This is a genomic window from Achromobacter spanius, from assembly GCF_003994415.1.
Taxonomy (GTDB): Bacteria; Pseudomonadota; Gammaproteobacteria; order Burkholderiales; family Burkholderiaceae_B; genus Achromobacter; species Achromobacter spanius_C.
The window spans coordinates 419,846-442,106 of sequence record NZ_CP034689.1 but is presented as its reverse complement, the minus strand read 5'-3'; the positions used below and the strand labels follow the sequence as shown (position 1 = coordinate 442,106).

Sequence of the window (22,261 nt, the reverse complement as noted above, 5' to 3'; positions counted from 1 at the left end):
CCAGCGGGGAAGCCCCAAGCTTGGCATGCTCTTTGCTTGATAAGAAGCAGGCAGCCCACTGCCGCAATCCCAACAATATCGGAGACAAGCATGGACATCGCGACCCGCATCACCCCGGACACGTACGGCACCCGTCTGGACCTGAAAACGCAGTACGACAACTTCATCGACGGCAAATGGCAGAAGCCGGCTGACGGCGAATACTTTGACAACGTGACCCCGGTGACCGGCCAGGTATTGACGCGCAACGCGCGCTCCAAGGACCGCGACATCGAGCTGGCGCTGGACGCCGCGCACCGCGCCGCGCCGAAATGGGGTGCGACCCCGGCGGCCGAACGCGCGCGCATGCTGATGCAGATTGCCGACGTCATGGAAGCCAACCTGGAACGCCTGGCCACCGCCGAAACCTGGGACAACGGCAAACCGATACGCGAAGCCCGCGCCGCCGACATTCCGCTGGCCATCGACCACTTCCGCTACTTCGCCTCGTGCATCCGCAGCCAGGAAGGCGGCTTGTCGGAAATCGATAGCGACACCGTGGCCTATCACTTCAACGAACCGCTGGGCGTGGTGGGACAGATCATTCCGTGGAACTTCCCCATCTTGATGGCGGCGTGGAAGCTGGCGCCCGCGCTGGCGGCCGGCAACTGCGTGGTGCTTAAACCCGCCGAACAGACGCCGCTGGGCATCCTGCTGCTGATGGAACTGATAGCCGACATTCTGCCCCCCGGCGTGCTGAACGTGGTGACGGGCTTTGGCCTGGAAGCGGGCAAGCCGCTGGCTTCCAGCAAGCGCATCGCCAAGATCGCCTTCACCGGGGAAACCACCACCGGCCGGCTGATCATGCAGTACGCCTCGCAGAACATCATTCCCGTCACGCTGGAACTGGGCGGCAAGTCGCCCAACATTTTCTTTGCCGACGTGGCCGCGCAAGACGACGACTTCCTGGACAAGGCCGTGGAAGGTTTCGTGATGTTTGCCCTGAACCAGGGCGAAGTGTGCACCTGCCCCAGCCGCGCGCTGATTCAGGAATCGCTCTACGACAAGTTCATGGAACGCGCCTTGAAGCGCGTGGCCGAGATCAAGCAGGGCAACCCCCTGGACGGCGACACCATGCTGGGCGCGCAGGCATCCACCGAGCAGTTGGAGAAGATTCTGTCGTACCTGGACATCGGCAAGCAGGAAGGCGCCGACGTGCTGGCGGGCGGCTCGCGCGCGCAGATGCAGGGCGCGCTGGAAGGCGGCTACTACGTGCAGCCCACGGTCTTCAAGGGCCACAACAAGATGCGCGTGTTCCAGGAAGAAATCTTTGGCCCGGTCGTCGCGGTGACGACGTTCAAGGATGCCGACGACGCGCTGGCGCTGGCCAACGACACGCTCTACGGCCTGGGCGCGGGCGTGTGGTCGCGCGACGCCAATACCTGCTACCGGATGGGACGCGCCATCAAGGCCGGCCGCGTGTGGACCAACTGCTATCACGCCTATCCCGCGCATGCGGCGTTTGGCGGATACAAGCAGTCGGGCATCGGGCGTGAGAATCACAAGATGATGCTCAACCACTACCAGCAGACGAAGAACCTGCTGGTGAGCTATTCGCCGAAGAAGCTGGGTTTCTTCTAAGCATCACACCGCGACACGCGCACCGGGCTCTGGGGTCCGGTGCGCGTATTTGCAGTAAGGAATGCCGCCAGGCAAGCGACAAGGAAAACTCCATGGATGAACCCACCCCGCGCGTGGTCGCGACCGACGCGGCGCGCCAGTTGATCGACACGTTGCGCGCCAAGCACGGCGCGCTGATGTTCCACCAATCGGGCGGTTGCTGCGATGGCAGTTCGCCCATGTGCTATGCACAAGGCGAGTTCATGGTGGGCGGGTCGGACGTGTTGCTGGGCCAGCTTGAAGGCTGCCCGTTCTACATGGGCGAAGACCAGTTCGCGTACTGGGAACACACCCAGCTCATCATCGATGCCGTACCCGGACGCGGTGGCGCGTTTTCGCTGGATAGCGCGGAAGGCAAGCGCTTTTTGCTGCGCTCGCGGCTGTACTCGGACGACGAATGGGCGCGCGTGGCGCCCGTCACGAAGGGATAGCGCGCGGGTAAATATTGAACAACCCGGGCTGGCGAATCAGGCCAGTCCGCGCCGCGCCCAGTCCAGCGCATCCTCCAGCCGGTCATTACCCCAAAACATTTCATCGCCCACAAAAAACGTGGGTGCGCCGAACAGACCCAGATCGCGCGCCCGATCCACCTGGCGGCGCAAGGCTTCCTTGGCGGCCTCGGACTTGGCGCGCGCGATCAGCGCGTCGGCGTCCAGCGACAGGCTGTTCAACAAAGCGTGCACCACGTCTTCCGCCTGGATGTCTTCGTCGTGCTGGAAGTTGGCGCGAAACACGGCCACGCAGAAATCCCGGCACCAGGGCTCATCCTGACCCAGCAACGCAATGCGGGCCGGCAGCACGCTCATGCGCGGAAACAGACGCGGGCGCTTGTAGACCACGCCGTACTTGTCGGCCAGGCGCGCGATGTCGCGCATCATGTACGCGCCCTTGCCCGGAAACAGCCGGAACGGCGAATCGTTCCAGCCCTGCGCCTGAAAAATCGGCCCCAGCAAAAAGGGGCGCAGGTCAACCCGCACGCCGGCGTCGCGCGCCAGGGCGTCGATGCGCTCGATCGCCAGATAGCTGTATGGGCTGGCAAAATCGAACCACATCTGCATGCGGGGGCCATCGGGCAAAGGCGTGGTCATTCGGGAGACTCCGGCTGGGAAAGTAGCGCGACCTGCGCATCCGGCAGGCCGCTGAGCACGACATCGCGATCGCTGGCGACGGTAAGCGAGTCGCCCGCTTGCAGCACGCTGTCATCGAAGCGGCGGTATTCGGAAATCCACACGGCGCCGGCATGGCACACGATGCGAACGCCCGAAGCGCGCTTGAGCAGCATAGTCGAGCCGTCATTCAAACGGAATGACATTCCCGTGGTGCAGCGTAGCTGAATCATGGCAACCCCCAGGCCGCGACGGCGGCGATCACGTCAGGCATCAGGGCCTAGCCCATTCGCCCATCGCATGCTTGCCATTGAACGCTGTCGGCGTACTATTCCTCAAGCGACATTTCCGTTCAACACGCATGAGTTTCACGAATGCCATACCCGCTAGCCAAGCTCCCACCGCTGGATTTGGTCCGAGGCTTTGTCGCCGTGGGCCGCCGCATGAGCATCACCCTGGCCGCGCAGGATCTGCACGTGACGCAGTCCGCCGTCAGCCGCCAGATCCGCGCGCTGGAAGAACATCTGGGCGTGTCCCTGCTGGTGCGTGGCTTTCGCAGCGTGTCGTTCACGTCCGAAGGCGCGCAACTGTTCCGCATGGCCGACGAGTGGCTCAGCCAATTGGGTGAGCTGACCGAACAACTGCGCGCGCCCGAACGGCGCACCCCGGTCACCGTCACCACCACCATCGGCGTGGCCTCGTTATGGCTGCTGCCTCGCCTGGGGGCATTCCAGGCGGCGCATCCGCACATCGACGTGCGCGTGGCGGCCGACAACCGGCTGATCGACATTGATCGTGAAAGCGTGGACATCGCCATCCGCTATAGCCCGCGCGACAAGGTGCCGGACGCCGCCGTTTGGCTGTTCGGGGAGTCGGTGGTGCCGGTGGCTCACCCGTCGCTGAACGCGTGCGAGCTCGACGCGCGTGAACTGCAACGCCATGTCCTGCTGGAATTCGACGACCCGACGCGGCCCTGGCTGCAATGGTCGGAATGGCTGAGCGCGCGCGGGCTGGGCCGCACGCGTGCCCGGGGCATGCTGCGTTTCAACCAGTACGACCAGATCGTGCTGGCGGCCTTGGCCGGACATGGCATTGCGCTGGGCCGGCTGGCCTTGATTGCGCCCATGTTGGCCGACGGCCGGCTGCAAGCGGTGGGCAGCCAGACCGCCCACGCCACCGAACTGGCTTATTGGCTGGTTCGCAACGCGCGCCGCAGCACGCCCGACGCCGACGTCGTGGCCCACTGGCTGATCGAGCAAGCCACGACCACCGCGCAAGATCTGCGAGCTTGAGCGCAACATCGGGCAGCTTGAGGCGGCCCGAGTCTGTCAGCCCACCTGCTCGGCCCGCCGCTCAGTCCGCCGCTCAGTCCGCCGCTCAGTCCGCCCGCTTGTTCCACGCTTATTCCACGCTTATTCCACCAACACCCGCGCATCGCCTTCGAGCATTTCGCCCACCACCGTGGCGTCGTCGAAGCCCTGGCTGTGAAACAGCGCCAGCACCGCATCGGCCGCTTCCGGCGCGCATGACACCAACAGCCCGCCCGAGGTTTGCGGGTCGGTCAGCAGGGCGCGGTGCGTGTCGCTCACATTGGCGCCCAATTGCACGGATTCTCCATAAGACGCCCAATTGCGGCCCGATGCGCCCGTAATCACGCCATCCGACGCAAAGGCTTCCACCCCCGGCAACCACGGCAGCGCGTCCAGGCGCAACCGCGCCGTCAGCTTCGCGCCGCGCGCCATTTCCAGTGCGTGGCCCGCCAGGCCAAAGCCGGTGACATCGGTGACGGCATGCACGCCGTCCAGCGTCGCCAAGGCGGCGCCGGGCCGGTTCAGCCGGGTCGTTGTGTCGATCATCACGCGGTAGCCGGCGTCATCCAGGCGGTTCTTTTTCAGCGCGGCCGACAAGATGCCCACGCCCAGCCCCTTGCCCAGGATCAGCACATCGCCCGCGCGCGCGTCGGCGTTGCGCTTGACGCGGCTGGGGTGCACCAGCCCCATCACGGCCAAGCCGTAGATGGGCTCGACCGAATCAATGCTGTGCCCGCCCGCCACCGGAATGCCCGCTTCCGCGCAGACCGATTCGCCGCCACGCAAGATCTCGGCAATGACGCTGTGCGGCAGCACATTGATCGGCATGCCGACAATGGCCAACGCCATGATGGGGGTGCCGCCCATGGCGTACACATCCGACAGCGCGTTGGTGGCCGCGATGCGGCCGAAGTCGTGCGGGTCGTCCACGATGGGCATGAAGAAATCGGTGGTGGCGATAAGCGCCTGCTCGTCGTTCAGCCGGTAGACCGCCGCGTCGTCGGCGGTTTCGGTGCCGACCATCAGGTTGGGATAGCTTGCGGCGGGGCCGAAACGCTTGAGCAATTCGGACAGCACGCCCGGCGCGATCTTGCAGCCACAGCCGCCACCGTGCGATAGCGATGTCAAACGCGGCACTGCCGCGGACGCGACTTCCTGGGTCATTTCAGTCTCCGGGGATCAATCAAAAAAGAATAGCACCGCGCCCGCCGATGGTCCTATGATGTTTCGGCGGCAGGCAATGCCGCAGTATGCTCGACTTCAGCAGCAACGGACGGCCGCCCGGCCCCGGGCGCACCGACAGCCAATCTTCACCGTGCGTGAGGGCTCTATGGATCGCCGACACTTTCTCCGTTTATCTGGCGCATTGTGCGCCGCCACCACCACCGCGTTGCCCCAGGTGCTGCGCGCGCAGCAGGCGCCCGTTACCGTGGGCTGGCGTGGCTTTGAACTCACTACCAGCATCAGCGTTGCGGACTCCGCCGCACACACGCGCATCTGGATTCCGGTGCCCTACGCTACCGACACGGACTACCAGCGCGGCGTGGCCACCACCTGGGACGTCAGCGGCGGAGGCGCCGCGCAGTTGACGCAAGCCCCCGGCTACGACGTGCAGATGCTGGCCGTGCAATGGCCGGACGCCCAGGCGCCACGCAGGGTGACGGTGACCAGCCGCTTCCAGACCCGCAACCGCCGCGTCGACCTGACGCAGCCGCCCCCGGCCAACGCCGTGCTTGAAGACCCGGCCGTGCTGCGCGAATTCGTGAAACCCACGGCGCTGCTACCCACCGACGGCATCGTCAAGGCCACCGCCGACCAGATCACACGCGGCCACCAGGGCGACGTGGCGCGTGCGCGCGCCATCTATGAATGGGTCGTTGAAAACACATGCCGCACCGCATCAACGCCGGGCTGCGGCGTGGGCGACGTGCATTACATGCTTAGCGCCAACGACTTGAACGGCAAGTGCGCCGACATCAACGCGCTGTTCGTCGCGTTGGCGCGCGCCTCGGGCATTCCGGCGCGCGATGCCTATGGCGTGCGCGTGGCCAACTCCGAGCTGGGCTACAGAAGCCTGGGCAAGGCAGGCGACGTCACCAAGGCGCAGCACTGCCGCGCCGAGTTCTACGCGGCAGGCTATGGCTGGGTGCCGGTCGACCCGGCCGATGTGCGCAAGGTGATGCTGGAAGAGCCGCCGGGCGAACTGCCCTTGACCAACGCCAAAGTGCGCGCGGCGCGCGTCATGCTGTTTGGCGCTTGGGAAATGAACTGGGTGGCGTACAACCATGGCCACGACGTCGTGCTGCCGGGCTCGGCCCACGACCCCGTGCCGTTCCTGATGTACCCCAATGGCGAAACCAGCGCGGGCCGGCTGGACAGCCTGGACGCCGATGGCTTCCGGTACAGGATCAGCGCGAAACCCGTGTCCGTCTGAGCGGACAAGACACGCCGCCTGGGCCAGAAAGGAAGGAGGTGGCGGAAGGCAGCAGGAGTCGAACCTACCTGGGAACGTCTGACGCCCCCAACTGGGTTTGAAGCCCAGCCGTGCCGCCGGGCACGGATGCCTTCCGTGGCGGACTGCCTATGATACCGGCTGCGGCGGATTTTACGTCGCCTCTTGCAGCGCTGCATACGCGCTTTCACCGCGCAGGACGTGGGTGTCGCGCAAGCGCCGGGTATAGCCCACGCGGTCGAAGAACTCCAGAATCTGGATGGCGCGCTTGCGCCCCAGCCCCGTGCGGTCGCGGAACACCGCCGCGTTCAGGCCTTGCGGCTGACCTGCCAATTCGGCCGCCAGGCGCGCCAGCTCGCGCATCTGGTCACGGTGATAGAACAAATCCTTCACGACTTGCGCAACGTCTCCGCGCCGCAGCAGCTTGCGCAACAGTTGCCGCACCCGCTCTTCAGGCTCGCCTTGCATGCGCGCCAGGTCCCGGACCCAAGGTGGATCAAAAGCCCCCGCCTCCAACAGCGGCAACAAGCGCGCTGCCAGCGCGCTTTCCTCGTCGGCCAGCGTGGCGGTATGCGACGGCAGATGCAGCCAGGGGCCGTTGCGCGCCACCCGCCCATCGCGTTGCAAATGGTCCAGCACCGCCGTCCACAACGCATCCGAACCCACTGGCATGACCATGCGGCGCAGGCGCGCGCTGTCCGGGCCGGGTTCGTCCGGCGCACTAAGATGGAAGCTTGCCAGCGCCTGCTCCACGCGGCCAAGCAGCGCATCCCAATGGGCTGACCCGATCAGCGTGCGCGGGCCCTGCGCGTGGCGCGGCTCGATCCACAAGGCACCGTGCGGCGCGGCGATGTCCTGCACGGGCTTGCCGGTCAGGCGCTGCAAGGCGCCTTCGTCCAAGCCCAAGGGCGCATGTGCCAATACCGGTTCCAGCCCGCTGCCATCCAGCATGTCGGACAAGGCCTGCAGGCCTTGCATGCGCGCCGCCGCGCGGCGCTTGCGATCTGGCGCGTTGGGGTCCAGCACGCGGCCCCCGCCCACCGTGCGGGTGGCCTGCGCATTGCGCACGATGTAGCGGTCACCGGGCATGGCGCACACCGGCTCGTCGAATACCAGTTGCACCCAGCCCGATTGCCCCGGCGCCAACGTCTCCGCGCTCAGCGGCACCACGTGCGCCACCTGGCGCGCAGCGCCGATGTGCACATGCAAGGGCGCCCAGGCCCGCAAGGGCGCGTCGGCCGATGGCAGCAGGGTCAGCGCCACGTCAACATGGCGCGACGGCTGAAAGCAGCGCGCATCCGCGATCCAATCGCCACGCGCGATGGCCTGCTTGTCGATGCCGGCCAGATTCAAGGCGCAACGCTGGCCGGCCGTGCCCGTATCGCTGGGCTGGTTCTGCGCGTGGATGCTGCGCACCCGCACGCGCGTGCCGGCCGGCATCACGCGCAGGTCGGCGCTGTCGTCGCCCGCGCGCGCCTGGCCCGAATGCGCCGTGCCCGTCACCACCGTGCCGTGGCCGGCCAGCGTGAAGACGCGGTCGACCGCCAGTCGGCACAGGCCGGCGGCGTCGCGCCGTTGCAGGTGTTCGGCCTGCGCATGCAGGTGTTGCTTCAGTTGCGCCGTGCCGGCGTCGTCCACTTGCGCCGCGCATACGGCGTAGACCGGTGCGCCATCCAGGAAGGTGCCGGTAGTCAATGCCGCGATCTCGGCGCGCACGGCGTCTAGCCGCGCGGCATCGGCGCGGTCGGCCTTCGTCAACGCCACCGCGCCCTGGGTCACGCCCAGCAGCGACAGGATGGCCAGGTGCTCGCGCGTCTGCGGCATGACGCCGTCATCCGCCGCCACCACCAGCAGCCCGAAGTCGATGCCGCTGGCGCCGGCCGCCATCGTATGCACCAGCTTTTCGTGGCCGGGCACGTCGATGAAGCCCAGCACGTCGCCATTGGCGAGCGGGGTGTAGGCGTAGCCGAGTTCAATGGAGATGCCGCGCGCCTTCTCTTCCTTGAGCCGGTCGGTGTCGACCCCGGTCAGGGCGCGCACCAACGTGGTCTTGCCGTGGTCGATATGGCCCGCCGTGCCGATGATCATGCCAGCGGCTCCGCCAGTTGCTCGACGAAGGCGGCTTCGTCACGCGCTTCCAGGCAGCGCAGGTCCAGCCACAAAGCGTCGTCGGCAATCCGGCCGATGACGGGCGTAGGCAAGCCGCGCAGCAGTGCTTCCAGCCTGTCCAGATGCCGGCCCGGGCGGCCGCTGCCGGTGTAGCGCGCCGCCAGGCCGAAGCTGGGCAGTTGGTCCACGGGCAAGGCGCCGCTGCCGATCTGGCTGAACATGGGCACCGCTTCAACCGCGTAGTTCGTGCCCACCGCGTGCGCCAGCACGGCGCGCAGCCGTTCGGCCTGCGGCTGGATGTCGCGCTGCGGCCGGGTCAGCAAGCGCAAGGTGGTCAGGCGCTGGGCCAGGAATTCCGGCGCGCGGTACAGGTTCAGCACCGGTTCCAGCGCCGCCAGCGTCAGCTTGCCAACACGCAATGCGCGCTTGAGCGGGTTCTTCTTGATCTTGCGGATCAGGTCGGCGCGGCCCACCAGCAGGCCCGCTTGTGGCCCGCCCAGCAGCTTGTCGCCGCTGAAGGTGACCAGGTCCGCGCCCGCCGCGATGGTGTCACGCACTGTGTCTTCGCGCGGCAGGCCGAACTGCGTCAGGTCCACCAGCGTGCCGCTGCCCAGGTCCACGGTGGCGGGCAGGCCCTTGGCATGCGCCAACGCCGCCACCTCGGCCAGGCCCACGCTTTTGGTGAAGCCGGTAACGGCGTAGTTGCTGCAATGCACTTTCATCAGCATCGCGGTGCGCGGGCCGATGGCGCCGTCGTAGTCGGCGGCGTGGGTGCGGTTGGTGGTGCCCACTTCAACCAGCTTGGCGCCCGCGCGCTTCATGATGTCGGGAATGCGGAACGCGCCGCCGATCTCGACGAGTTCACCGCGCGACACCACGACCTCGCGCCGGTCGGCCAGGGCGTTCAGCATCAGCAGCACTGCGGCGGCGTTGTTGTTGACGACGGTGGCGGCTTCGGCGCCGGTCAATTCGCACAGCAGCTCGTCGATGAGGTCGTCGCGGTCGCCGCGCCCGCCCGTGTCCAGGTCGAATTCCAGATTGGCCGGCGTGGTCAGCGCGCGCATCACCGAGGCCACCGCTTCGTCGGGCAGCAGGGCGCGGCCCAGGTTGGTGTGCAGCACGGTGCCGGTCAGGTTGTAGACGGCGCGCAGGCGCGGCTGCGCGGCCTTGTCCAAGGCCGCCGTCACGCGGGACGCCACGGCGGCGGCTTCGAGTTCCGCTCGCATCAAGCCGCCCGCCAGCCCGCGTTGGCGCAAAGCGTCCAGGTCGCGCCGCAACGCCGCCACCACTTGCGTGCGGCCATGCGTGTCGAGGGCGGCGCGCAAGGCATCGGCGTTCAGCAGACGATCCAGCGGCGGGATATCCGAAACGGCGGCCACTTCACCGCCAGACGGTTGCTGGGCCATGCTATTCCTCGTTGCCATGCCACAACAGGGGGTTGCCGCTGGCACGCGAATAGCCAGCCTCGCCCACCAGCACATCCAGCATCAGGCTGGCCAGGTCATCGGCCACCGGTTCAACGTACAGGTCTTTGTCTTGATAGAAGATCTTGCGATAGGTGTGGCAGTGGTCGCAGGTTTCGGCCTTGATGGCCGGCGCGCGGCCGTCGATGGCCTGGTAAGCAACCGATTCCACGTCCTCGCAGTGCGTGCACTTGACGCGCACCATGTGCCACTGCGTGGCGCACAGGCTGCAACACAGGTAGCGGTAGCCCTCGAACTGGCCGCCCACCCGCACCACGCTGGCCACGGGCAGGCTGGCGCAGACGGGGCACACGCCAAAGGGGCTGACCACCGGCAATTGCTTGGCGTCGAAGCGGCTGGCCAGATCGGTCCAGTAGACCTGCAGGGCCGCCATCACGAAGGGCGCCGCGGCGCCGTCCACGCCCTGGTCCTGCTCGGACAACACGGCTTCGGCCAGGTCTTCCAACGATTCGGGGTCTTCATCCACCGCGCGGCGCAGCGCCGTACAGACGTCAATGGCTTCGGCCAGCACGCCCTGGCCGCGCGCCACGTCATCCACCAGCCGCGCCAGGATGCCGCGCCACATCGGGTCACGCGGCCAGCCCACCGCCTGCAACGGCGGCATGCCATGGGCCTGCGCCAGCGCCAGTCGGTCTTCGGATACGCCGGGCGCGGCGCAATCCTGCAAGGCACGGTGTTGGGCGTCGACCAGTTGCGCCATCAAGAGCAGGTAATCGGCCACCGGACTGTCTGAGGCCAGTTGCCGCAGGCGCGCGGCGCGCGTCGAAAAAACCGAGCCGCGTTCAGGCAGGCTGACGCGGGGGATGACATTGTGGTCTAGCGCTTCGATCTCACCGCGCGGAAGAATTCGCTGCAATTGCGTCTCCAAGAAAACAAACACGGCTGCCAGCCTTCGTGAAAAGAAGGATAGCAGCCGTTGGCTACCAGAGGGCAAGCCCCCGGGCGGGGCGGGCGAACCCTATTTCTTGACTTGCTCGCGGAACCAGGCGCGGTGGTGTTTCCAGGCCCATCCCGCAGTCACGTAACCGCGCAGCATCGCCGTCAAGGATCCCTTGACCCAGATCGCCGCATAAATGTGCACGATGATCGAGCAGATCAATACCAGCGCGCTTACCGCATGCACGACCGACGCAGCCCGCACCACCCAGATCGGGAAATAGAACGCGAAATACTCGCGCCAGATCACGATGCCGCTTACGAACAAGCCCAGCATGCACAGCACCAGCACATAGAAAAGCAGCTTCTGGCCAGCGTTGTACTTGCCGACTTCGGGCAGCTTTTCTTCGCGGTTTTCAACCACGTCGTTCAACTGCCTGAGCCACTGGCGGTCTGCTTTCGTCAGCATGTTGTGCCGCCACATGTGGCCGGCGAACACCACGAAGCACACGAACATCACCACCCCGATGATGGGGTGGAGAATGCGCGTCCACGGACCGCCCCCGAACAGGTTGGAGAGCCAGTACATCGACGGGTGAAACAGCGCCAGCCCGGACAAGGCCAACAGGATGAACGTCAGCGCGATGATCCAGTGGTTGGTGCGCTCGCCGGGCGAATAGCGTTTGATGCGGCGGTGATGGCGGTCTTCAGTCATGACGCATCTCCTCTTCGGCGCGGCGTTCGTCTTCTTCCGACACCTCGTTACGGCCCACGCGGGCGTAGTGGAAGAAGCCCGCCAGGGCGGTCAGGGCCATCATGGCCACGCCCACCGGTTTGGCCAGGCCCTTCCACAGCGACACCATGGGGCTGATCTGCGGGTCCTTGGGCAGGCCGTGATACAGCCCGGGCTGATCGGCGTGATGCAGCACATACATGACGTGGGTGCCGCCCACGCCTTGCGGGTCGTACAGGCCCGCCTGGTCGAAGCCGCGCGACTTCAAGTCCACGATGCGCTCTTCGGCATGCTGCTTCATATCTTCCTTGGTGCCGAAGACGATGGCGCCGGTAGGACAGGCCTTGACGCAGGCCGGCTCCTGGCCGACGGCCACGCGGTCAGAGCACAAGGTGCACTTGTACGCCTTGTTGTCCTTCTTGGCGATGCGCGGCACGTTGAACGGACAGCCGGTGATGCAGTAGCCGCAGCCGATGCAGTTTTCTTCGTGGAAATCCACGATGCCGTTGGTGTACTGGATGATGGCGCCGGGCGATGGGCAGGCCTTCAGACAGCCCGGGTCTTCGCAGTGCATGCAGCCGTCTTTGCGGATCAGCCATTCCAGGTCGCCCGCGGGGTTCTCGTATTCCGAGAAGCGCATGACGGTCCAGGAATGCTCGGTCAGGTCGGCCGGGTTGTCGTAGACGCCGACGTTGGTGCCGATCTCGTCGCGCAGATCGTTCCATTCCATACAGGCGCTTTGGCAGGCCTTGCAGCCAATGCACTTGGACACGTCGATCAGCTTGGCCACCGAACCCGTGACAGGTTCCCGGATGCCGGGCGGCGGCGTGGTGGTGGCGGAGCGCCGCTTGATGTCTAGGGATTGCATGGACATGTCGGTTCTCCTAAACCTTTTCGACCTTGACCAGGAACGACTTGAATTCCGGTGTTTGGGAATTGCCGTCGCCCACGAATGGCGTCAGGGTATTGGCAAGGAAGCCGGGTCTGGCCAGGCCCACAAAGCCCCAGTGGATGGGAATGCCCACGTGGTGCACGGTCTTGCCCTCGATGGTCAAGGCGCGCAAGCGCTTGGTGACCAGCGCCACCGCCTTGATGTAGCCACGGTTGGACGTCACTTTCACCCGCGACCCGTTGGCGATGCCCAGTTCCTTGGCCAGCGCGTCACCGATCTCCACGAATTGCTCCGGCTGGAGAATCGCATTGATCTCGACGTTCTTGGTCCAGTAGTGGAAATGCTCGGTCAAGCGATAGGTGGTGGCCACATACGGGAAGTTTTCGACCGTGCCCATCGCGGCCAGGTCGTCCTTGAAGATGCGCGCGGCGGGGTTGCTGGTTACGCCCTTGGCCTTCGGGTACAGCGGGTTGTAGCCCAGTGGCGTCTCGAAGGGTTCGTAGTGTTCGGGGAACGGCCCTTCGGCCATGCCCGCCCGCGCGAAGAAGCGCGCCACGCCTTCCGGGTTCATGATGAACGGGCCCATGCCGCCCGCGGGGTTTTCATCGCCCTTGAAGTCAGGGATGTCGGCGCCCGCCCAGATCTTGCCGTTCCAGCTGATCAGCTTGCGGCGGGGGTCGAACGGCTTGCCCGTCACATCGCAAGACGCGCGGTTGTACAGGATGCGGCGGTTGGCCGGCCACGACCACGCCCAGTTCAGGGTCTGGCCAATGCCGGTGGGGTCGCTGTTGTCGCGCCGCGCCATCAGGTTGCCGCCGGGGCCCCAGGCGCCGGCAAAGATCCAACAGCCACTGGCCGTGGTGCCGTCGTCGCGCAGTTCCGCAAAGCCCGCCAATTGCTCGCCGCCCTTGCGGGTGATCTTGGTGGGGTCCTTGGGGTCAACCAGGTCCGCCAGCGCACGACCGGAATATTCCTTGGCCAGCTCTTCCGCGGTGGGGTTCTGCGGGTTGGAGTACGGCCAGGACAGGTTGACGATGGGATCCGGATACTTGCCGCCTTCTTCCTGGTACATCTTGCGCAGGCGCGTGAAGATGAGCGACATGATTTCGATGTCGCTCTTGGCTTCGCCGGGTGGCTCGGCGCCCTTCCAGTGCCACTGCAGCCAGCGCCCGGAGTTCACCAGCGCGCCATCTTCCTCGGCAAAACAGGTGGTGGGCAGGCGGAAGACTTCGGTCTGGATCTTGGACGGGTCCACATCGTTGAGTTCGCCCGCGTTGCGCCAGAATTCCGAGGTCTCGGTGACCAGCGGGTCCATGATGATCAGGTACTTCAGCTTGGCGAAGCCGTCGTTCATCTTGGACTTGTTGGGCGCGGCCGCCAGCGGGTTGAAGCCCTGTGCGATGTAGCCGTTCATCTTGCCCTGGACCATCAGCTCGTAGACTTGCAGCATGTCGTAGAGCTTGTCCAGCTTGGGCAGGTAGTCAAAGGCCCAGTTGTTTTCCGCCGTGGCGGCGTTGCCCCACCAGGCCTTCATCAGGCTGACGTGGAACTTGTTGTAGTTCTGCCAGTAGCTGAGCTGGTTGGGGCGCAGCGGCTTTAGCGTACGAGTCTCGATGTACTTGGCGTAGTCCTGCTCGGGTTCGTTGGGCAGTGTCATGTAGCCCGGCAGCAGGTTCGACATCAGGCCCAGGTCGGTCAGCCCTTGAATGTTCGAGTGCCCGCGCAGCGCGTTCATGCCGCCGCCCGCGATGCCGATGTTGCCCAGCAGCAGTTGCACCATCGCGCCGGTTCGGATGATCTGCGAGCCGACGGAATGCTGCGTCCAGCCCAGTGCGTAAAGCACGGTTGCCGCGCGGTTGGGGCTGGCGGTGGACGCCAGCATTTCACACACCTTCAGGAACTTGTCCTTCGGTGTGCCGCACACGCGCTCGACCATGTCTTCGGTGTAGCGCGAATAGTGCTTCTTCAGCAGTTGGTAGACGGTGCGCGGATGCGCCAGCGTCGGGTCTGTCTTGACGTAGCCGTCGTCGCCGCGCTCGTAGTCCCAGCTTGCCTTGTCGTAGGTGCGCTTGTCGGCGTTGTAGCCCGAATACAGGCCCGCGTCGAACGCAAAGTCCTCGCGCACGATGAAAGAAAAGTCGGTGTAGTTGCGCACGTACTCGTGCTGGATCTTGTCGTTATCCAACAGGTACTTGATGACGCCACCCAGGAAGATGATGTCGGTGCCGCTGCGTATGGGCGCGTAGAAATCCGCCACGGATGCCGAGCGCGTAAAGCGCGGATCCACGACGATCAGCTTCGCCTTGTTATGGGCCTTGGCTTCGGTCACCCACTTGAACCCGCAGGGGTGGGCCTCGGCGGCATTGCCGCCCATGATCAACACTACGTCCGCGTTCTTGATGTCGACCCAATGGTTCGTCATCGCTCCACGGCCAAACGTCGGGGCAAGACCTGCCACCGTCGGGCCGTGTCAGACACGTGCTTGATTATCGAACGCCAACATCCCCATGCTGCGCACGGTCTTGTGCGTGATGTAGCCCACCTCGTTACTGCTTGCCGAGGCGGCCAGCATGCCGGTGGTCAGCCACCGGTTGACCGTTTTGCCGTCCGCGGTCTTTTCCACGAAGTTCGCATCGCGGTCGGCCTTCATGAGTTTGGTGATGCGAGTGAGTGCTTCGTCCCACGACATCCGCTGCCATTTGTCCGACCCGGGCGCCCGGTATTCCGGGTACTTCAGGCGGTTGGGGCTATGGATGAAGTCAATCAGCGCCGCCCCCTTCGGACAGAGCGTCCCGCGGTTGACGGGGTGATCGGGGTCGCCTTCGATGTGCATGATGCTGGCGCGCGCGTTCTTGGACCCATCGCCCAGACCGTACATCAGCAAGCCACAGGCGACCGAACAGTAGGGACAGGTGTTGCGCGTTTCAGTCATGCGCGCAAGTTTGTACTGGCGGACCTCGGCCATGGCCGTGCCGGGGGCTACCCCCAGCAATGCCAGGCTGGAGCCTGCCAGGGTTGCACCCGTCACCTTGAAGAACTGGCGGCGATTCATGTTGACCATGAAGCACTCCTCTCCTGGTGAATGAACAAGGCTGATGGCTCGCCCGATGCGGAAAAGCCCCACGGCCCTGAAGGACATTGCAAAAGTATATGCCCAAGGCGGACGCCCACGCCATGCATAACGCACGCTGCACTGCGGAAATGAAAGCGAAATGGAAGTTGTTCGCAGATTTTGGATTGCCTGGCGGCTGCTACATTTCGCGTTCACTGCCTGATCGTTGGAACGCCGATGCGCCGCTTTGCTTGCTTTGCCCGCTTGGACTGTCTGGACCGCTTTGCCCTCTCGGCCCTCTTGCTTGCCTGCCTGGCTGCAACGCCCGCCCCCGCCGTGCATGCCGCCCCCGCGTCCGGCCAGCCCACCCCCGCCGCCGCCGCCACCGAAGCCGCGCATCAAGCGGCCATGGAGGGCTATCTGTACTTTTATCCGCTGGTCACGATGGACCTGACCCGGCGCCAGTTCACGCACCCGTCGCAAGGCGACAAAGGCGCGGCCGCCAACACCTTTCTGCATGGCCGCGCGCTGCCCCAGGCCGGCGCCGTTGCGGTCTCGCCCTGGGCCAACCCCGACATGCTGCGCAGCACCGGCTGGGTGGATTTGACGGCTGGCCCCGTCGTGCTGTCGGTGCCCGACACCCAGGGCCGGCTGTCCACGCTGACCCTGCTGGATATGTGGACGGACGTCTTCGCCACGCTGGGCCCGCGCACCACGGGCACCGCCAAGTCCAACACCGTCATCGTGCCGCCCGGCTGGACGGGCACGCTGCCCTCGGGCATGGCGCGCATCGACGCACCGACCCGCCACGCCTGGGCCAAGATCCTCATCCAGACCAACGGACCCGCCGACTATGCGGCCGTCCACGCCTTGCAGGACGGCTACACGCTGACGCCGCTGTCGCAATGGAACCTGCCCGCGCAATCGCAGCGCGTGAAGTCCGACCCGAACCTGGACCTGAAGATTCCGGTGCGCGAACAGGTGGAATCCATGCCGACCGATGCCTTCTTCACCTACGCCGCCGCGCTGCTGCGCAAGCACCCGCCGCACGCCACCGACCAGCCAGTGCTGGCCATGCTGCGCCGGGTGGGATTGATAACCGGCAGGCCCTTTGACTTCGACAAGCTGGACCACCCCGCCAAGCAAGGCATGCGACGTGGCCTGCGCGCCGCGCGCGAGCGCATGGCTGCTGCCTCGGGCGCCAGCTTGCGCAGCCTGAACGGGTGGCAGCAGGAGACGGCCAGCGTGGGCGTGTATGGCAACGCCTATCTGCGCCGCGCGCTGGCCGCCCAGGCCCAGCCGGGCGCCGGCCTGCCCGAGGACTTGTCCGTGCTTCTGCTGGCGGCCGACAGCCAGGGTGCGCCCATTGATGGCGCGCATCACTACGTGATGCGCTTTGAAGCCGGGCAGTTGCCGCCCGCCGGCGCGTCATGGTCGCTGGCGGCCTACGACGACCAGGGCATGCCAGTGGCAAATATCCTGAACCGTTATGCCCTGGGCGACCGCTCGCCCTTGCTTTACAACGCCGACGGTTCGCTGGAATTGCGCCTCAGCCACGCGCCGCCCGAGCCGGAACAGCAGGCCAACTGGTTGCCTCTGCCGTCGGTGGGGTCGGCAACCCTGCTGCTGCGCGTGTACGAACCGCTCCCCGCGCTGCTGGATGGCTTGTGGATGCCGCCACCACTGGTGCGCGACGGGCAAGAGGCATTGCCCGACGCCGCATCGCCAGTCGCGCAGGCGGCGCCCGCGAATAAACCCTAGGACGCGCCCTGATGTCGGCACCATGACAGCCACTGCCGCTACCATAGGCGTTTTATTTTTGAGTGATGAGCGCCCGCCATGGACGACGCCTTTAGCCACCAATTGTCGATGACCATCCTGATGACGCCGGACATGGCGAACTTTTCAGGAAACGTCCACGGCGGAACCATCCTGAAGTACCTGGACCAGGTGGCCTACGCCTGTGCCAGCCGCTACGCCGGCCAATACGTGGTGACGCTGTCGGTCGACCAGGTGGTGTTTCGCGAACCCATCCATGTGGGTGAATTGGTGACTTTCCTGGCGGCCGTGAACTTCACCGGCCGCACGTCGATGGAGATCGGCATCAAAGTCGTCACCGAAGACATCCGCCAGAAGCTCGTGCGCCACACCAACAGCTGTTATTTCACAATGGTGGCGGTGGACGACAAGGGTGCGCCAACGGCCGTGCCTCCACTGGCCCCGCGCAACCTGGAAGAAAGGCAGCGCTTCGAAGCCGCCCGCCTGCGCCGCGAACTGCGCCAGGAAATGGAACGCCGCCACAACGAGATCAAGCGCGAAACCACGCACGACGCGGCGTAGGGCCCGGTCGATTCGGCCGCGCTATGTCTCTGTGCCGGGTTTGCTTGCGATAAAGGCGTCCAGAGCTTTCCGGTCGGCTTCCGCCTGGGCGGGGGTAGGACCACGGAAAGCCCTTTCCGGTTCGCCGCGGGGGGGCACAACGGCCCCGTAACGCGGGCGCAGTGAACGCATGGCGTGGTCCCAGATTGCCAGTGCCTGATCCTTGCTCAAGGTGGAGTCGACGGGCGGACGGGGCCTTTTTCGTTGCCATAACGGAGGATCGCCCCGAGGGACAAAGTTGGGCAGAAGCCAATTAAGCAACTTGTCCGGAGTCATCTCCGGGTCGACGTGCAGCCTGGGCACGCCGCCCGCGGTCAGGCGGAAATTGACCGATGGACTCGCCAAGGAACGGCTATCACGGTAGTTTTCGGCGACGAACAACAACCCGCGATGGTCTTTCATGTCATACCGCATCAGGTATTCCTCGGCGGGATTTCCGGCCAACGTGGTATGCCCCTTACGCAGCAGATCAGGGTCCCAGACGCGGAAGGCTTTGAAGTCGCGGACCATGCGTTCGATAAGACGGGGCGACTCATTGCGCGCGGAGTCACTGAAGTAGATTTGCAGTTTGACGTTCGAGCCTCGCGCCATGAAGCTCACGATGCCCATCTCGTGGTCGTGCGTGCCTCGGATGATGACGGGGCCTAACGAAATGCCGGGGCCGGCCGCTTCGGCTTGCTTGACGGCGACAACTTGCGGAGCGAGCTCAAGCAGGCGCGACTCGACCTGTGCGTTGCTGCCCTCGTACGAGTCTGCTGCCAGCTTGACGTGCGTGCCGTTCACCAGCAGATGCAGTTCATAGGTCTGCGACCATGTACCGCCCAGACTCTCTTGAAATTGGAATAGCCACTTGCCCCGAGCCAATTCCTCCGCGCCGAGAAGCATGGACTTCCCGGTTTCAGAACTTTGGACGGCGCGGATGCGGCGGGCTCGTTCTGATAGCGCCTCGTCAAACTGAGCCAGCGTGATGTCTTGCCCCAGAATATCGATTTCAATGCTCGTATGATCGGCCCCTCCTCCGTAGTAAATCTTCGCGAACCCGCTGGAAGGCGACCCCCAGTCGGCAGGAAGTTCGATCAGTTGCCTGCCTACCGCCCACGTTCGCATGGGGCCGGTAATCTCGTTCACGGCGGGTTCCTCCTTTGAATGAAATAGGGCCATCGCGCCAGCGGCGAGCCCGGCCAACAGACAAAGCAGCGGGATCAAGCGACGCATGACGGACGCTTGGCTTGGGCTGCGATCTTGATGAGGCTATACAGCGTGAAGTGCCGGGTCTGCATCACTTTGAACGCGCCTTCATGGTCAAAGCCCGTGGCACAGACTTGCACCCGCACTTGGCCTTCACGCGCCTGCGCGGCCGGCGCCTGGCCTGAACTGACCGGAACCGTGCCGTCACCGATGCCGTCCTGCATCTCGCAATGCAGTTCCCAATGACTGACTTCCATGGACAGGGCTAGCCGGCCTGCTCTGGCCGGCAGGTGTTCTACGACGCGACTGCCCCCAACGTACAAGGGGCTGGATCCTTGATCGCGCACCTGCTCCATCTGCATGGTGGACACGACGAAGGCCTCCGGGGGCACGCCCAGGGGCCGATTCAGATCACCCCGTCCGGGTCGCATTTGCCAGGTAATGGTTTCGAAACTCGGTTGTTTGGCGTCGGCCCCGTAATACACGTAGGTGTAGGGGTGATAGGCGGCGCCTATCCTTTCGTGAAACTGCTTCGCCTTTTTGATATTCCTTGCGTAGTGGACCCACTCGATGGGAACTCCATCCTTCGGCTTTAACCACTCTTCGCGCAGCAATGCCCACCAGCGATCACGGCGCAGATAGATTTCCTGGTACGGGTCTGCCTCCGGAAGCGCAGGCATGGCGGGCGCGTGATCGAGGTCTCGCAGTCGTAACCATCCCAGCGAATAGTTCTTGGTGGGCAGCAATTGCAGCGCCCCCGGCGACTGGGCGAATACCGCTGTGACGTCCTGGCCGGTCACGCCGATCACGGCGGCGGCCATCTCACTTTCTTGCTGCATTCCCACTTTGCATCGCCGGTAAGCCACCGGGGCACCATTGGTTGGCATGACGCCGTGCATCACGCCGGCAATTGCATCGCTCATGCCGGGCAATTGCGCACAACGCCGTGCCACCAGCCCTCCCATCGAGTGCGTAACCAGGATGACCTGCCGGCATTGGGATCCGTACTGATGCCTGATTTCTTCGATCCGCCCGGCAAGCTTTATTGCCGCCGCATCGTTGTCCGCCAGCCAGTTGTAGCCAAACGCGTGCACCGGCATCCGGTACGCGGCACGGGCGGAGAGGTCGTCCGTCTTTAGATGCGGCAATTGGTGCAACAGGTGTTCGCCCAGGCCCGCCAGCGGCACCTCCAGCCCGGGCTTCAGGCGTGGCTGTAGCGAGGCGTCGTCGGGCATGTCCAGGTGCATGGACTTCAATTGGAATTCCGGCCACTCGTGCGGCCGGTAGGAGCTGTTCAGCGAGTCTTCAAGCCAGAGCAGGAACGGGTGATAGCTGCTTTCGCTGACTTCGCCCCAGCCCCGTTCGCGATAGCGATCGATAAGCGCCTGTTTGCGTTGCGCGGCGGATTCGACAGTAGGCACGATCACCGTGCCCGCACTGCGTTCGGGCACGGCCCCGCCGTCATCGACGGTGACGCGGTCGGGATGCAACACCGCCTGCCGGATACCCGGGGGAGCCCCGTTCCAGCGTTTGAACAAAGCAATAGGCTTGCCTGCCAGGCCCGCATCCAGACGCCAGGCGGGTTCCGACTCCTGGCCTGCCTCAGGGACGGACTTCAGATTTGACCCCATGATGCCGGGGATGAACACGACCGGCAGGATCGCTTCGGGCGGAATCAGCAGAATGACCGGATCGCAGAGGGCCGTGGGCGTGAGGGTCCAGTGGAACACGGGGTGGCCCCGGGCATCGTAGGACATCGGGGCGAAACGCGGTGCGGTCGGGGCGGTGTCGGTCATGGCGGGTTCCTAAGCGGCCAAACGCATGGCCTTCGAAGCGTGCGTGGCGTTGCGCAAGCGAATCACTCAACCGACCAGGGTGGTGCCGATCCGGCAAAAAGACTATTGGAGAAGTCTGATTCTTGGATCTGATTTCTAAGGCTGAGTCTTAGGGCTAACCAAAGCACACGGGGCGACGCCAACCGGCGCCGCCCCGTGTGAAAACTGCCACGACATCAGGCCCGTTCCGCCGCTCCCGGCGGCGCGGGCGGTGCGGACGCCGGCTCGCGATCACGCCCCACCATGCGCTTCAAGCCCAGCCATTGTTGCGACCAGAATCCGCGGCCGTAGTCGCGTCCGCCCAATTCGGCCTGCTGGTCATGAATACCCGTGGGGCCATAGCCCACGCCAAAACGGGCGGTGCGAAACAACACGTCCCAGATGGGGAACAGCGCGGCGAAGTTATAGCCGCCGACGGGGCCGGGGGTGGATGCGTCGTAGGCAATGGAATGGTGATGCCGATGAAAGCGCGGGCTGACCAGCAAGCGTTCGCCCAACGCGCCAAAGTGCATGCGCAAGTTTGCGTGCGACAGGCTCTGCGCCAGCTGGGTAATGGCCACCACCACCACGAACTGCGCGGGCGGCACGCCCACCAATTGCGACACGAACACGACCAGCACGTCGCGCAGCATGTCGTCCAGCAGGTGGTTGCGGTCATCGCTCCAGACGGTCATCTGGCGCTGGCTGTGATGCACGGCATGCAGCGCCCATAGCCAGCCGAAGCGATGCTGCGCGCGGTGGTAGAAATAGTCGACCGCGTCGAACAGCAGCAGATAGATGATCAGGCTGACCCAGGCTTTGTCCGTGACGCCGGGCCAGTACTGGTCAAGCTGGAACGGCGCAAAGCCCCACACATGCAACTGCCCGAACACGCTGTCCCAGAAGGGATCGATGGTGAAGAACAACGCCAGCCTGAAAACGCCCAGCCGGTGGATCAAGGTGTAAAGCACGTCGATGCCAATCTGGCGGCGGTCGGTAACGGGCTCGACCGGCCGCAGGCGTTGCAGCGGGCCAAGCACCAGCACCAGCACGGCCACCTGCACCAGGCCGACCAGCAGCCACATGGTGGCGTCGTAGCCGTCTTCGATGAGGTTGCTCATGCCCAGGTGAAACAGCGCGGGCTGAATCAGCGTTTCGAAGAGCCATTGCTGGCTTGCGCCGAAGAATTGGCTAAGCGTGTCCATGA

The 22,261-nt window shown here is 65.0% G+C and carries 18 protein-coding genes and 1 tRNA gene; 6 read left to right on the top strand and 13 right to left on the bottom strand.

Annotation, left to right across the window (positions count from 1 at the left end; translation table 11 throughout):
• The first annotated feature begins 90 nt into the window (after positions 1–90).
• Positions 91–1,620 (top strand): aldehyde dehydrogenase, encoded by a 1,530-nt coding sequence (gene adh, locus ELS24_RS01910; protein ID WP_050446798.1) that lies wholly within the window; start codon positions 91–93, stop codon positions 1,618–1,620.
• 92 nt (positions 1,621–1,712) lie between these two features.
• Positions 1,713–2,090: a DUF779 domain-containing protein gene (locus ELS24_RS01905; RefSeq protein WP_050446799.1), complete on the top strand. Its 378-nt coding sequence runs from the start codon at positions 1,713–1,715 to the stop codon at positions 2,088–2,090.
• 36 nt (positions 2,091–2,126) lie between these two features.
• On the opposite strand, the gene ELS24_RS01900 is transcribed toward ELS24_RS01905, so the two are convergent.
• Both ELS24_RS01900 and ELS24_RS01895 read right to left on the bottom strand, forming a co-directional pair.
• Entirely contained in the window at positions 2,127–2,747 is a 621-nt protein-coding gene (locus ELS24_RS01900) for a 2-hydroxychromene-2-carboxylate isomerase (RefSeq protein WP_050446800.1), read from the bottom strand.
• Positions 2,744–2,971, bottom strand: coding sequence for a DUF2917 domain-containing protein (locus ELS24_RS01895; RefSeq protein ID WP_083447357.1), 228 nt, complete (start codon positions 2,969–2,971; stop codon positions 2,744–2,746). The genes ELS24_RS01900 and ELS24_RS01895 overlap by 4 nt, the downstream gene beginning before the upstream one ends.
• Positions 2,972–3,139: 168 nt before the next feature.
• Here ELS24_RS01895 and ELS24_RS01890 point away from each other — a divergent pair, with 168 nt between their 5' ends.
• The gene (locus ELS24_RS01890) at positions 3,140–4,057 is read left to right on the top strand and encodes a LysR substrate-binding domain-containing protein (protein WP_127183243.1); all 918 of its coding nucleotides are present in this window, start codon (positions 3,140–3,142) and stop codon (positions 4,055–4,057) included.
• A 120-nt stretch (positions 4,058–4,177) separates the two neighbouring features.
• On the opposite strand, the gene selD is transcribed toward ELS24_RS01890, so the two are convergent.
• Positions 4,178–5,239 carry a selenide, water dikinase SelD gene (selD, locus tag ELS24_RS01885; protein ID WP_127183242.1) on the bottom strand — a complete coding sequence of 354 codons (1,062 nt, stop codon included), beginning with the start codon at positions 5,237–5,239 and terminating at the stop codon, positions 4,178–4,180.
• Between the two features lie 166 nt (positions 5,240–5,405).
• Between selD and ELS24_RS01880 the strand changes: the two genes are divergently transcribed.
• Positions 5,406–6,509, top strand: a complete 1,104-nt coding sequence (locus tag ELS24_RS01880) for a transglutaminase-like domain-containing protein (protein ID WP_127183241.1) — start codon at positions 5,406–5,408, stop codon at positions 6,507–6,509.
• 39 nt (positions 6,510–6,548) lie between these two features.
• Here the strand turns inward: ELS24_RS01880 and ELS24_RS01875 are convergent.
• From ELS24_RS01875 to fdnG, 7 genes are all read right to left on the bottom strand, one after another.
• A tRNA-Sec gene (locus tag ELS24_RS01875) sits at positions 6,549–6,644 on the bottom strand.
• Positions 6,645–6,680: 36 nt separating this feature from the next.
• Positions 6,681–8,615: a selenocysteine-specific translation elongation factor gene (selB, locus tag ELS24_RS01870; RefSeq protein ID WP_127183240.1), complete on the bottom strand. Its 1,935-nt coding sequence runs from the start codon at positions 8,613–8,615 to the stop codon at positions 6,681–6,683.
• A complete protein-coding gene (gene selA / locus ELS24_RS01865; protein ID WP_127183239.1) occupies positions 8,612–10,042 on the bottom strand; it encodes an L-seryl-tRNA(Sec) selenium transferase in 1,431 nt (476 codons plus the stop codon). Before selA ends, selB begins: the two co-directional genes overlap by 4 nt.
• A 1-nt stretch (position 10,043) precedes the next feature.
• The gene (gene fdhE / locus ELS24_RS01860; protein ID WP_127183238.1) at positions 10,044–10,976 is read right to left on the bottom strand and encodes a formate dehydrogenase accessory protein FdhE; all 933 of its coding nucleotides are present in this window, start codon (positions 10,974–10,976) and stop codon (positions 10,044–10,046) included.
• 102 nt (positions 10,977–11,078) lie between these two features.
• Entirely contained in the window at positions 11,079–11,711 is a 633-nt protein-coding gene (locus ELS24_RS01855; protein WP_127183237.1) for a formate dehydrogenase subunit gamma, read from the bottom strand.
• Complete coding sequence (fdxH, locus tag ELS24_RS01850) at positions 11,704–12,603, bottom strand: formate dehydrogenase subunit beta (RefSeq protein ID WP_050446809.1); 900 nt, start codon at positions 12,601–12,603, stop codon at positions 11,704–11,706. Before fdxH ends, ELS24_RS01855 begins: the two co-directional genes overlap by 8 nt.
• A 10-nt stretch (positions 12,604–12,613) precedes the next feature.
• Entirely contained in the window at positions 12,614–15,682 is a 3,069-nt protein-coding gene (fdnG, locus tag ELS24_RS01845) for a formate dehydrogenase-N subunit alpha (protein WP_164741200.1), read from the bottom strand.
• Between the two features lie 228 nt (positions 15,683–15,910).
• On the opposite strand from fdnG, the gene ELS24_RS01835 reads away from it, so the two are divergent.
• Positions 15,911–17,434: a DUF1254 domain-containing protein gene (locus ELS24_RS01835; RefSeq protein ID WP_127183235.1), complete on the top strand. Its 1,524-nt coding sequence runs from the start codon at positions 15,911–15,913 to the stop codon at positions 17,432–17,434.
• 78 nt (positions 17,435–17,512) lie between these two features.
• A complete protein-coding gene (locus ELS24_RS01830) occupies positions 17,513–18,013 on the top strand; it encodes an acyl-CoA thioesterase (RefSeq protein WP_050446812.1) in 501 nt (166 codons plus the stop codon).
• Positions 18,014–18,034: 21 nt separating this feature from the next.
• Here the strand turns inward: ELS24_RS01830 and ELS24_RS01825 are convergent, their stop codons facing one another.
• The 3 genes from ELS24_RS01825 to ELS24_RS01815 form a co-directional block, all read right to left on the bottom strand.
• Positions 18,035–19,267 carry a T6SS immunity protein Tli4 family protein gene (locus ELS24_RS01825; protein WP_127183234.1) on the bottom strand — a complete coding sequence of 411 codons (1,233 nt, stop codon included), beginning with the start codon at positions 19,265–19,267 and terminating at the stop codon, positions 18,035–18,037.
• Positions 19,255–21,036, bottom strand: coding sequence for an esterase/lipase family protein (locus tag ELS24_RS01820; RefSeq protein WP_050446814.1), 1,782 nt, complete (start codon positions 21,034–21,036; stop codon positions 19,255–19,257). The genes ELS24_RS01825 and ELS24_RS01820 overlap by 13 nt, the downstream gene beginning before the upstream one ends.
• A gap of 215 nt (positions 21,037–21,251) precedes the next feature.
• Complete coding sequence (locus tag ELS24_RS01815) at positions 21,252–22,259, bottom strand: sterol desaturase family protein (RefSeq protein ID WP_050446815.1); 1,008 nt, start codon at positions 22,257–22,259, stop codon at positions 21,252–21,254.
• Positions 22,260–22,261: the final 2 nt, after the last annotated feature.

Bases quoted from the DNA above. Each gene is read 5' to 3' on its own strand.
- ELS24_RS01815 (WP_050446815.1), bottom strand. From the start codon at position 22,259: ATGGACACGCTTAGCCAATTCTTCGGCGCAAGCCAGCAATGGCTCTTC.
- selA (WP_127183239.1), bottom strand. From the start codon at position 10,042: ATGGCCCAGCAACCGTCTGGCGGTGAAGTGGCCGCCGTTTCGGATATC.
- adh (WP_050446798.1), top strand. From the start codon at position 91: ATGGACATCGCGACCCGCATCACCCCGGACACGTACGGCACCCGTCTG.
- ELS24_RS01820 (WP_050446814.1), bottom strand. From the start codon at position 21,036: ATGACCGACACCGCCCCGACCGCACCGCGTTTCGCCCCGATGTCCTAC.
- ELS24_RS01905 (WP_050446799.1), top strand. From the start codon at position 1,713: ATGGATGAACCCACCCCGCGCGTGGTCGCGACCGACGCGGCGCGCCAG.
- selB (WP_127183240.1), bottom strand. From the start codon at position 8,615: ATGATCATCGGCACGGCGGGCCATATCGACCACGGCAAGACCACGTTG.
- ELS24_RS01880 (WP_127183241.1), top strand. From the start codon at position 5,406: ATGGATCGCCGACACTTTCTCCGTTTATCTGGCGCATTGTGCGCCGCC.
- ELS24_RS01890 (WP_127183243.1), top strand. From the start codon at position 3,140: ATGCCATACCCGCTAGCCAAGCTCCCACCGCTGGATTTGGTCCGAGGC.
- ELS24_RS01895 (WP_083447357.1), bottom strand. From the start codon at position 2,971: ATGTCATTCCGTTTGAATGACGGCTCGACTATGCTGCTCAAGCGCGCT.
- ELS24_RS01900 (WP_050446800.1), bottom strand. From the start codon at position 2,747: ATGACCACGCCTTTGCCCGATGGCCCCCGCATGCAGATGTGGTTCGAT.
- ELS24_RS01830 (WP_050446812.1), top strand. From the start codon at position 17,513: ATGGACGACGCCTTTAGCCACCAATTGTCGATGACCATCCTGATGACG.
- fdxH (WP_050446809.1), bottom strand. From the start codon at position 12,603: ATGTCCATGCAATCCCTAGACATCAAGCGGCGCTCCGCCACCACCACG.
- selD (WP_127183242.1), bottom strand. From the start codon at position 5,239: ATGACCCAGGAAGTCGCGTCCGCGGCAGTGCCGCGTTTGACATCGCTA.
- ELS24_RS01825 (WP_127183234.1), bottom strand. From the start codon at position 19,267: ATGCGTCGCTTGATCCCGCTGCTTTGTCTGTTGGCCGGGCTCGCCGCT.
- ELS24_RS01855 (WP_127183237.1), bottom strand. From the start codon at position 11,711: ATGACTGAAGACCGCCATCACCGCCGCATCAAACGCTATTCGCCCGGC.
- ELS24_RS01835 (WP_127183235.1), top strand. From the start codon at position 15,911: ATGCGCCGCTTTGCTTGCTTTGCCCGCTTGGACTGTCTGGACCGCTTT.